Annotated in this window: 7 protein-coding genes; 6 read left to right on the top strand and 1 reads right to left on the bottom strand. The window is 59.8% G+C overall.

The features are described from left to right. Positions 1 to 176: 176 nt before the first annotated feature. Positions 177 to 1,130, bottom strand: coding sequence for a glutathione synthase (gshB, locus tag EE949_RS26340; RefSeq protein ID WP_122666973.1), 954 nt, complete (start codon positions 1,128 to 1,130; stop codon positions 177 to 179). Between the two features lie 261 nt (positions 1,131 to 1,391). On the opposite strand from gshB, the gene pilG reads away from it, so the two are divergent. The 6 genes from pilG to EE949_RS26305 all read left to right on the top strand — a co-directional run bounded on the left by pilG (position 1,392) and on the right by EE949_RS26305 (position 11,791). Next, a complete protein-coding gene (gene pilG, locus EE949_RS26335) occupies positions 1,392 to 1,802 on the top strand; it encodes a twitching motility response regulator PilG (protein WP_027898388.1) in 411 nt (136 codons plus the stop codon). A gap of 49 nt (positions 1,803 to 1,851) precedes the next feature. After that, positions 1,852 to 2,217, top strand: coding sequence for a twitching motility response regulator PilH (pilH, locus tag EE949_RS26330; protein WP_003316741.1), 366 nt, complete (start codon positions 1,852 to 1,854; stop codon positions 2,215 to 2,217). A 13-nt stretch (positions 2,218 to 2,230) separates the two neighbouring features. Next, a complete protein-coding gene (locus EE949_RS26325) occupies positions 2,231 to 2,770 on the top strand; it encodes a chemotaxis protein CheW (protein ID WP_122666972.1) in 540 nt (179 codons plus the stop codon). Between the two features lie 203 nt (positions 2,771 to 2,973). After that, a complete protein-coding gene (locus EE949_RS26320; RefSeq protein ID WP_122666971.1) occupies positions 2,974 to 5,016 on the top strand; it encodes a methyl-accepting chemotaxis protein in 2,043 nt (680 codons plus the stop codon). Positions 5,017 to 5,319: 303 nt separating this feature from the next. Continuing rightward, complete coding sequence (locus EE949_RS26310; RefSeq protein WP_122666970.1) at positions 5,320 to 11,316, top strand: Hpt domain-containing protein; 5,997 nt, start codon at positions 5,320 to 5,322, stop codon at positions 11,314 to 11,316. Further along, entirely contained in the window at positions 11,309 to 11,791 is a 483-nt protein-coding gene (locus tag EE949_RS26305; protein ID WP_122666969.1) for a chemotaxis protein CheW, read from the top strand. The genes EE949_RS26310 and EE949_RS26305 overlap by 8 nt, the downstream gene beginning before the upstream one ends. Positions 11,792 to 11,814: the final 23 nt, after the last annotated feature.

Below are 11,814 nucleotides of genomic sequence, written 5' to 3'. Positions count from 1 at the left end.
AAATCGTTGGCTGCGCATGATAGCCCAGATTGAAATGCGGACTTCTGTGGGAACACATAACCCCTGTGGGAGCGGTGCTTGCCCGCGATAGGACCACCGCGATCCAAAGTGAACCGCGTCCAGCCTTATCGCGGGCAAGCACCGCTCCCACAAGGAAGAATGCATTTCAGCAGGACTTACCGAGCGTTCAGCTTCTTCTCGATCACATCCATCAACATGCCGCCAATGTTAGTACCAAACGCATTGTCGATTTCACGGATGCAGGTCGGGCTGGTGACATTGATTTCAGTCAAATGCTCACCGATCACGTCCAGACCGACGAAAATCAGGCCTTTTTCACGCAAAGTCGGGCCAATCTGCTCAGCGATATAACGGTCTTTTTCAGTCAGCGGGCGTGCTTCGCCACGACCACCGGCCGCGAGGTTGCCACGGGTTTCGCCAGCAGCCGGGATACGCGCCAGGCAATACGGTACAGGTTCACCGTCGACCATCAGGATGCGTTTGTCGCCGTCCTTGATCGCAGGCAAGTAACCCTGCGCCATGATCTGCTGAGTGCCATGTGCAGTCAGGGTTTCCAGAATCACCGAAAGGTTTGGATCGCCCACACGATGGCGGAAGATCGAAGCACCGCCCATGCCGTCCAGCGGTTTGAGGATCACATCGCCATGCTCGGCGGCGAATTCACGCAGGATGTCGGCACGACGGCTGACCAGGGTCGGCGGCGTCAGATGCGAGAACTGCGTGGCGAACAGCTTTTCGTTGCAATCACGCAGGCTCTGCGGCTTGTTGACGATCAATACGCCAGCGCGTTCGGCTTGTTCCAGCAAGTACGTGGCGTAGACAAATTCCATGTCGAACGGCGGATCCTTGCGCATCAGGATCACATCCAGATCGTCCAGGCCGCTGTCCCCTTCGGTACCGAATTCGAACCACTTGGCCGGGTCGGCAAAGACTTTCAGCGGTTTCATCCGGGCGCGGGCCTGGCCAGCGTTTTGATACAGATCCTGCTGCTCCATGTAGAACAGCGACCAGCCGCGTTCCTGGGCGGCAAGCAGCATGGCCAGTGAGCTGTCCTTTTTATAGGAGATGCGCTCAATCGGGTCCATGACAATCCCTAGGCGAACGCTCATGGGCAAATATCCTCTGATCGATAACGGCCGCGTAGGCCTTGAAATAGGCGTCAGGGTGGCGCTCCGCTTGCTCCGGGTCAAGAGGCAAGCATGCGGCGCCCGGCTTTATGGATTGAGTCTGGAGAGTGTGCTAAAAAGGCTTCGCGCCTGAATTTGGCATTTGGCCCTTCAGCCCCTGAAAATCAGGAGCTGGCAGTACTATCAGGCTTCCCGTGCCGGGCAGAACACGCATAATCACGCCGCGGCGATGGAAGAGCAGACATGGAACAGCATTCATCAGCACTGAAAGTCATGGTCATCGATGATTCGAAGACGATTCGTCGCACCGCCGAAACGCTGCTCAGGAATGTCGGTTGTGAAGTCATCACGGCAATCGACGGGTTCGATGCGCTGGCTAAAATCGCCGACAATCATCCGCGCATTATCTTTGTCGACATTATGATGCCGCGCCTTGACGGCTATCAGACCTGCGCGCTGATCAAAAACAACCGGGCGTTCAAGTCAACGCCGGTGATCATGCTCTCGTCCAAGGACGGCCTGTTCGACAAAGCCAAAGGGCGAATCGTAGGTTCCGATCAGTTTTTGACCAAACCGTTTAGCAAGGAAGAACTGCTCAGCGCGATCAAGGCGCATGTGCCGGGATTCGTTGCAGTGGAACAACAAGTATCGTGACGTCTGCCGCCCTCAAGGGCTGCGGGCATTCATCCTTATGGGGAACACCATGGCTCGAATTCTGATCGTCGATGACTCGCCGACTGAAATGTACAAATTGACCGGCATGCTGGAAAAGCACGGTCATGAAGTCCTCAAGGCCGAAAATGGCGCCGACGGTGTTGCGCTGGCGCGTCAGGAAAAACCCGATGCCGTGTTGATGGACATCGTCATGCCCGGTCTCAACGGTTTTCAGGCCACCCGCCAACTGACCAAGGATGCCGACACCAGCATGATCCCGGTGATCATGATCACCACCAAGGATCAGGAAACCGACAAGGTCTGGGGCAAGCGTCAGGGCGCCCGTGACTACCTGACCAAGCCGGTGGACGAAGAGACCCTGATGAAAACCCTGAACGCGGTACTCGCCGGCTGACCGCCGGTTCGTCATGGCTGAGTCTCAAACCGCCTTCCAGCTGCTGTTCGACATCGACCAACGCTGTCGAACGCTGGCGGCGGGCCTGCCGTTTCAGGAAACCCGTCAGCAGGACTGGAGCGGTATTGGCTTTCGTATGGGCGGCCGCTGCTACGTCGCGCCGATGGGCGAAGTCAGCGAAATTCTTCATGAGCCACGTTATGCAGCGTTGCCGGGCGTCAAACCCTGGGTTCGCGGCGTGGCCAATCTGCGGGGCAAACTGTTGCCCATCATGGACCTGTGCAGCTTTTTCGGTCATGAACTGTCACCCCTGCGCAAAGAGCGACGGGTGCTGGTCGTCGAACATCATGACGTCTTCGCCGGTTTGCTGGTCGATGAGGTTCTAGGCCTGCAGCATTTCAGTCAGATCAGCCTGATGCCACGGCAAGGGGCCGAGATGGAAGACGCCATCACGCCGTTCATTCGCGGACAGTTTCTGCGCGAGCAGGCCTGGCTGGTGTTCAGCCCATGGGCGCTGGCGCAGTCACCCGGCTTTATGGACGTAGCACTGTGAACCAAATGTTATGTGGCAGCAGGCTGGGTGAGCCGGCGGCCTCGGAACGGTGGGAGCGAATTCATTCGCGAAGACGGGATTCCAGGCAGAACAAATGCATGGGCTGTACTCGCCCTTTCGCGAATGAATTCGCTCCCACAGGTTTGGCGCCCAGCGATCAATCGGGGTTATTCCATCGACTTGTCCACAAAGGGGCCTGATTCATGAGTAAGCCAGGCAAGTCACTGGAGGGCGCACGCAGCCGCTCGCAAATCGTCGTGCTGTTCGTTGCGCTGATCATTTTCATCATATTGCTGTTCGTCAATTTCGCTTACCTCAATACGCAATCGACCTACGACAAGCAATACATCGGGCACGCTGGCGAATTGCGCGTGCTCTCCCAGCGTATCGCCAAGAACGCCACTGAAGCTGCTGCTGGCAAGCCTCAAGCATTCAAGTTGCTCGCCGATGCGCGTAATGACTTTGATATGCGCTGGGGTTTCCTGCGCAAGGGTGATAAAGCCACCGGCCTGCCGCCAGCGCCTCAGGGTGTGCGTGACGAGTTGCAGACGGTGCAGACCGACTGGGAAGCCCTGCGCAAAAGCACAGACGTTATTCTGGCCAACGAGCAAACCGTACTGTCGTTGCATCAGGTGGCGGCGACGCTGGCCGAAACCATTCCGCAACTACAGGTCGAGTACGAAAAAGTCGTCGATATTCTGCTCCAGAATCGTGCTCCCGCCGCCCAGGTGGCTGTCGCCCAGCGCCAGTCGTTGCTGGCGGAGCGTATTCTCGGTTCGGTCAACAAGGTGCTGGCCGGTGATGACGCCGCTGTGCAGGCTGCCGACGCCTTTGGCCGTGATGCCAGTCAGTTTGGGCGGGTGCTCAGCGGGATGCTCGACGGCAACGTGACCCTGCGTATCGCTCAGGTTGATGACCCGGACGCCCGTGCGCGTCTGGCCGAGATTGCCGAGTTGTTCCAGTTCGTTTCCGGCTCCGTCGATGAAATCCTTGAGACTTCGCCTGAACTGTTCGAGGTCCGCGAATCCGCGGGCAATATCTTCAACAGCTCGCAAACGCTGCTCGACGAAACGTCGGTGCTCGCCAACCGGCTTGAGCATCTGGCCAGTGCGCGGTCTTCCAACACTATTGGCGGTTACGTGCTGGGGCTGCTGGCCCTGATGTCGATCATTCTCATTGGTCTGGTCATGGTCCGCGAAACCAACCGCCAGCTTCGCGAGACGGCCGAGAAGAGTGAGCGTAACCAGAATGCGATCATGCGTCTGCTCGATGAAATCGAAAACCTTGCGGACGGTGACCTCACCGTTGCGGCCTCTGTGACGGAAGACTTCACCGGGGCAATCGCCGACTCGATCAATTACTCCATCGACCAGTTACGCGAACTGGTCGCGACCATCAACCTCACCGCCGAACAGGTGTTCGGTGCGGTCAAGGACACTCAGGGTACGGCCACGCAACTGGCTGCTGCGTCGGAGCATCAGGCGTTGCAGATTTCCGCCGCGTCCAACGCGATCAACCGCATGACGGGCTCCATTGATCTGGTATCGGCCAACGCCCATGAGTCCTGGTCGGTGGCCGAGCGGTCGGTGGCAATTGCCAATAAGGGTAACGAGGTGGTGCACAACACCATCAACGGCATGGACAACATTCGCGAGCAGATTCAGGACACGTCCAAACGGATCAAGCGCCTCGGTGAGTCCTCTCAGGAGATCGGCGACATCGTCAGCCTGATTGACGATATTGCTGACCAGACCAATATCCTCGCCTTGAACGCTGCGATTCAGGCGTCCATGGCCGGGGATGCAGGGCGCGGCTTTGCGGTGGTAGCCGACGAGGTACAGCGGCTGGCCGAGCGTTCTTCGTCTGCAACCAAACAGATTGAAACCCTGGTGCGAGCTATTCAGAACGACACCAACGAAGCGGTCATCTCCATGGAGCAGACCACCACCGAAGTAGTGCGTGGTGCACGCCTGGCGCAGGATGCCGGGGTGGCGCTGGAAGAGATCGAAGGCGTATCGAAGATCCTTGCTGCGCTGATTCAAAGCATCACCAACGCGGCTCAGCAACAGGCTGAACTGGGGCTGCAGATATCGCAGACCATGACCGTTATTCAGCAAACCACCTCGCAAACCACCTCGGGCACCGCAGCCACGGCGCGCAGCATGGGCAACCTGGCGAAGATGGCCAGCGCAATGCGTCGTTCGGTTTCGGGCTTCACCTTGCCCTCGTCGAAGGACCGCGGGTGATGTTCAAAAAACGTACAGCTCAGCACCGTCATGGAATCTTGAAATACATGACCTGTAGGAGTGAGCTTGCTCGCGATTCGGTCTCTTATTCGATGAATATATCGACTGTGCTGACGCAATCGCGAGCAAGCTCACTCCTACAGGGGGCGTGTGGTCCAGAGGCGTTGTCGCACGGTATATACGGATTCCGTTGGAGCGAGGCTTGCCCGCGAAGAACGATAACGCGTAGCGCCTGTTTCACCGTGTTGCCAGATTCGCGGGCAAGCCTCGCTCCAACAAATGCTGCTGGGTATTGGAGTCGTCATGGCTGATCGGCACGACTATGTGGCGCTGGAATGGGTGAAAGGCGAAATCGCTGAAACCCTCAAGCAGGCCCGCCACGCCCTCGAAACATTCATTGCCGATCCCGGACATACGGCCGCCATGGACGAGTGTCTGGATTGCGTGCATCAGGTGCACGGCAGCCTGCAAATGATCGAGTTCTACGGCGCAGCGTTGCTGGCCGAAGAAGTCGAGCAACTGGCGCTGGCGTTGCAGCAGGACCGCGTTGCCGAGCGTACCGAGGCCGAGCAGTTGCTGACTCAGGCCATGACGCAACTGCCTGCCTACCTGGACCGCATTCATTCAGCCAGGCGCGATTTGCCGTTGGTGGTCCTGCCGCTGCTTAACGACTTGCGCAGTGCCCGGGGTGAAAGCCTGCTGTCGGAAACCAGCCTGTTCGCCCCGCAATTGGTCAGCGTGGCACCGCTGGACGCGCAAACCCTTGAGCAGCGCGACAGTCCCGAGTTGCCCGCGCTGCTGCGTAAGTTGCGCCAGACCCTGCAAACCGCGTTGGTCGGTCTGTTACGTGAGCAGGACGTGCAGACTCAGCTCGGCTACATGGGCAAAGTTTTCGCGCGCCTCGAACAGCTCTGCGACAACGCGCCATTGGGGCCGCTGTGGCAGATAGCCTCGGCGCTGGTCGAAACCATGCTCAATGGCAACTTCACCAACAGCCCGGCATTGCGCAGCCTGTTCAAGGACGCTGACAAAGAACTCAAACGGCTGCTGGAGCAGGGCATCGCAGGCATCAACCAGCCTGCCCCGGATGAGCTGCTGAAAAGCCTGTTGTTCTACATCGCCAAGTCTGACAGTCAGGCGCCGCGCATGGTTGATCTGAAGGATCAGTACGGTCTGGACGAAGCGCTGCCCGACACCACACCGCCGAGTCAGCAGCGGACGAGCCTGGGCCCCGACCGCGATGCGATGCGCTCGGTGGTCAGCGCGCTGTGTGAGGAACTGGTGCGAGTCAAAGAGCGGCTGGATGTGTTCGTGCGCGGTGATCGCAAATCGGTCAGCGAGCTCAACAGTCTGTTACCGCCGCTGCGGCAGATCGCCGATACCCTCGCTGTGTTGGGCTTTGGCCAACCGCGCAAAGTCATCATTGATCAGTTAGCCGTGGTGCAGGGCTTGGCTCAGGGCCAGCGCGAACCCAGCGACGCAGCCTTGATGGACGTGGCCGGTGCGCTGCTTTACGTGGAAGCGACACTGGCCGGTATGGTTGGGCCAGTCGAGCAAGCCGCTAATCGTGAAGATAGCCGCCTGCCGACCACGGACCTCACGCAGATTCATCAGTTGGTGATCCGCGAAGCACGTGTCGTGTTGCAGCAAGCCAAAGACGTGATCATCGATTACATCGACGGCGAGTGGGATCGTCAGCGTCTTGAACCGCTGTCCGCGCTGCTGGTGCAGGTACGAGGCGCGCTGGCAATGATCCCGCTGGCCCGTGCCGCGAGTTTGCTGGCGGCCTGCAACGACTACATTCTTGAACACCTGCTGGTGGATGAAACCCGTCCGGCATGGACCCAGCTCGACAGCCTCGCGGACACCATTACTGGTATCGAGTACTACCTGGAACGCATGGGCGAAGACCATGAGGCGCCGGGCGAACAGGTGCTCGACATGGCACAGGAAAGTCTGGCGCGACTGGGCTACACGCCCGCGTCGGATACCCTCGACGTGCCGGTGCTGGATGAGGTCATCAGCCAGGACGAGATTCTGGAACTGGAGGCCCGCAACGCATTGGTCAGCCCGACACAGACCATTGCCGATGTGCTGGCCAGCCCGGTGAGCGCGGTCAACCCGCCTGCTCGTCATACGCCGGCCAGCCTGTTGCCGCCGCCGGTCGATGAGGAGGCCGTGGATGACGAGTTGCTGGAAGTTTTTCTTGAAGAGACCGACGAGGTCCTCGCAGCCCTGCGTGAATACTTGCCGCAGTGGATCGGCTCCCTCAACGATGCGCGCAGCAACACCACCGCGCTGACCGAGGTACGCCGCGCTTTCCATACCCTCAAGGGCAGTGGGCGGATGGTGCGGGCGTTGATCCTTGGCGAACTCGCATGGGCGGTGGAAAACCTGCTCAATCGGGTGCTGGAAAACAGCGTCAAACCTGACGAGCATGTTCAGCAACTGCTCAACGAAGTGCTGGCGTTGTTGCCGGAAGTCATCAAGGACTTCGCCCAGGGTGCCCAGCGTCAGCGTGATGATGTCGACCGTCTGGCTGCCCGCGCTCATGCCTTGGCAAAAGGCCAAGGCCTGCTGACCTTCGACACTGTTCCCGGTCACGACGAACACGACGAACTCGACCCGCAACTACTGGAAATTTTCCGTCAGGAAGCCTTGAGTCACCTGGACAGCCTCAAGCGTTTTCTCGATGGCAGCGCCGATGACCCCGAGCCTGCCATCAGCGACGACTTGCTGCGTGCGCTGCATACCCTCAAAGGTAGCGCCTCCATGGCGGGCGTGTTGCCGATCGCCGAGTTGACCAGCCCACTCGATCAACTGGTGCGCGAATACAAGGCGCACATGCTGGCGCTGGGGCAGGCTGAGCTGGAGTTGCTGCGCAGTGCTGAACCGCTGTTTCTCAGCGGGCTGGCGCAGCTGTCGAGCGACCCGCTTGGGCCGATTCCTGGAGCTGCCAGTTTGATTGAAACCGCTCAGGCGTTGCTCCGTGAGCGGCTCGAAGCGGTTTTGAGTGCGTCGAACAATGGCTTGCGGGTCAAGCGTAATCCACAGCTGATTGAAAGCTTTCTCGCTGAAGGCATGGACATTCTGCTGGACGCGGAAAACCTCTTGCAGCGTTGGCGTGAACACCCTGGCGAGCGGCAGGAACTCTCCGCGCTGCTGGATGAGCTGACCACGCTCGGGCACGGCGCGCACCTCGCCGATCTACCGCAAGTGGACGAACTCTGCGAAGCCCTGCTCGACCTCTATGGCGCAGTGGAAGAAAGCAGCCTGGCGGTCAGCGAACGGTTTTTCGCCGAGGCCGAACAGGCTCATGAAGCGCTGATCTGCATGCTTGATCAGTTGGCCGCCGGACAAGACGTTGAAGCCTGCCCGGCCCGTATTCAGGCCCTGCGGGACCTGCTTGATCAGGCGCTGGACCCTTCGGCCACCGGCCTGATCAAAAGCGACGGCAGCCAGACACTGAGCATCACCGAGCTGAACGCGGCCACCGAACAGTTGGCCAGTCGTGCGCCGATTTACGACGACCCGCTGACTCTGGACGACGAGATCGTCGAGATCTTCCTTGAGGAGGCCGTGGATATCCTCGACAGCGCCGGGCAAGCCCTGCAGCGCTGGCTGGATGATCCGGAAAACCCGCTACCGTTGTCAGCCTTGCAGCGCGATCTGCACACCCTCAAAGGTGGTGCGCGCATGGCCGAAATCGGTCCCGTCGGGGATTTGGGGCATGAGCTGGAAAGCGTCTACGAAGGCTTGATAGACCGTCGCTACAACTATTCTCCAGCGCTCGCCGAGCTGTTGATCCAAAGCCATGACCAGTTGGCCTTGATGCTGGAGCAACTGCAAAAACATCAGGTGTTGAGTGACCCGGCGGGGTTGATCGAGGCTATTCGGGATTTGCGCCTGGACACAAACCGGGCATCTTCAGCGGATCAGAACGCCAGACTTCCGCAACCCACGATCGAGGTCGATACGCCGCCTGAGCGCGATACCGAGCTACTGGAAATCTTTCTTGAAGAAGGCTTCGACCTGCTTGAAAACTCTGGCGCGGCGCTGACGAGATGGCAGGCCGACCCCGAAAACTTGCTGGAAGTGGAAAACCTGCTGCGCGACCTGCACACCCTCAAAGGTGGCGCTCGCATGGCGGAAATCGCGCCTGTTGGCGATCTGGCGCATGAGCTGGAAACGCTCTATGAAGGTCTTTCGGCGGGTACGTTAAGGCCTGACCCGATCACGATAAGCCTGCTGCAAAGTGGTCATGACCTGCTGGCCGACATGCTTGATGCCGTGCGTTCCGACAAACCCTTGCCGGGTGCAGCGCTGCTGATCGAGAGCATTCGCAAGCACGCCGTTGCTGATCATCCGGAACAGCCGGCGGTTGTCACGCCAACACCTGAGCCGCTGGCGTCGCCTGCCGAACCCGGTCCGGCCTCCGAAGCAGAGGGCGAGCGGTCTGCGGGGGAGATGGTCAAAGTCCCTGCGCAAGAGCTGGAAACGCTGGTCAATCTGGCCGGCGAAACGTCTATCTTCCGTGGTCGCATCGAACAGCAGGTGATCGACGCCGAGGGTACCCTCGCGGAAATGGCGACGACCATTGAGCGTATGCGCGATCAACTGCGACGCCTCGATATGGAGACCCAGGGCAGCATCCTCAGCCGCGAGCAGGTGCAGGCCGAGCGATTGGGCTACGAAGATTTTGACCCGCTGGAAATGGATCGCCATTCCCAGTTGCAACAACTGTCCCGTGCTCTGTTCGAGTCGGCGTCCGACTTGATGGACCTCAAGGAAACGCTCGACGCCCGGGCCAGCGATGCGCAAACCCTGTTGCTGCAACAGGCGCGGGTCAATACCGAGCTACAGGAAGGCTTGATGCGCACGCGCATGGTGCCGTTCGAACGCATGGTGCCGCGCCTCAAGCGCATCGTGCGTCAGGTGTCCGCTGAATTGCACAAGAAGGTCCGCTTTGAAGTCGGCAATGCCGAAGGCGAAATGGACCGCAGTGTGCTTGAGCGCATGGTTGCCCCGTTGGAGCACATGCTGCGCAACGCCATCGATCATGGCCTGGAAAGCACCGAAGAGCGCCTGGCCCAGGGCAAGCCCGAGTACGGCACGATCATTCTGGACCTCAAGCACGAAGGCGGCGATATCGTCTTCGAGATGAGCGACGACGGTGCAGGTGTTGATCTGGAGGCGGTGCGGAAAAAGGCGATCAAGCGCGGCATGATTCCGGCCCACGCGCAGCCGGGTTACCACGAAACACTGCAGTTCATTCTTGAGCCGGGATTCTCCACGGCAGAGACCGTCACGCAGATTTCCGGACGTGGCGTCGGCATGGATGTGGTTCATGCCGAGGTCAAACAGCTGGGCGGCAGCATGCTCATCGAGTCGCTGCCAGGGCAGGGCGCGCTGTTCCGGATTCGTCTGCCATTTTCTGTTTCGGTCAACCGTGCCTTGATGGTTCAGTGCGGCGAAGAGCAGTACGCCGTGCCGCACAATACCGTTGAGGGCATTGTGCGAGTGATGCCTGCGGAGCTGGAAAGCTGTTACCAGTCGACGCCACCGCGCTATCAATACGGCGAGCGGGTTTATGAGCTGCGTTATTTGGGCGAACTGCTCAACAACAGCCAGCCGCCTTCGCTGATAGGTCAGACCCAACCGCTGCCCGTATTGCTGGTGCATGTTCAGGATCAATGGGTAGCGGTGCAGGTGGATGCGCTGGCAGGCTCGCGGGAAATCGTCGTCAAGAGCCTCGGGCCGCAGTTTGCCCGCGTACAGGGCGTGTCGGGCGCGACCATTCTGGGCGACGGCCGCGTGGTGCTGATTCTCGATCTGTTGGCGCACATTCGTCGGCTGCATGGCCGCTTGCAGGCCGAGCAAGCCGCGGGGCGAAGCGTCCCGGTGTGGCGCGACGCCGAGCAGGGCCGACCGCTGCTGGTGCTGGTGGTGGACGATTCGGTCACCGTACGCAAAGTCACCAGCCGCCTGTTGGAGCGCCACGGCATGAACGTGCTGACGGCCAAAGATGGCGTCGATGCCATGGCGTTGCTCAAGGAGCGTGTGCCGGATGTCATGCTGCTGGACATTGAAATGCCGCGTATGGACGGCTTCGAAGTGCTTAGCCATGTTCGCACTGACGAGCAGCTCAAAGAATTGCCGATCATCATGATCACCTCACGCTCCGGGCAGAAGCACCGCGACCGGGCCATGGGACTGGGCGTTAATGAGTACCTGAGTAAGCCGTATCAGGAGTCAGCGTTGCTCGAAAGCATCGCCTATTGGAGTCAGGTCAATGCCTAACGCTGCCAGTGCTACACAACTGACCGGGCTGATCCTGTCCCTGAGCGACCGCAACCTGTTGCTGCCCAATGTTGCTGTGGCTGAGCTGATCGACTACCAGGATTGCAGCGCGCCCGGCGATGCGCCGGACTGGTATCTGGGGCCCATCAGCTGGCGCCAGCGCACCTTGCCGCTGCTCAGTTTCGAAGCCGCATGCGGCGGCCGAACCCTTGTCGGTGGCCGCGCCCGTATTGTCGTGCTCAACGCCTTGGGCGGCCGCGACGAGCTGAAATTCATCGCGCTACTGACCCAGGGTATTCCGCGCTCCTGCAAGGTCGACAACCAGCTCAGCTATGTCGACGTACCTCTGGATGCGCTTGAGCTTGCGGCGGTGCAAGTCGGCGAGACAGTCGCGAAGATTCCGGATCTGGTGAGGTTGGAGCAGTGGTTGGTGGATGCGGGGTTGGCCGTGTCGTCAGAAACGAGCCGCCTGTAGAAGTGAACTTGTTCGCGATCTGG

The sequence above is a fragment of the Pseudomonas viridiflava genome (assembly GCF_900602065.1).
GTDB lineage: Bacteria > Pseudomonadota > Gammaproteobacteria > Pseudomonadales > Pseudomonadaceae > Aquipseudomonas.
Note: the sequence above shows the minus strand (reverse complement) of the source record. Positions and strands in the feature narration are given on the sequence as shown.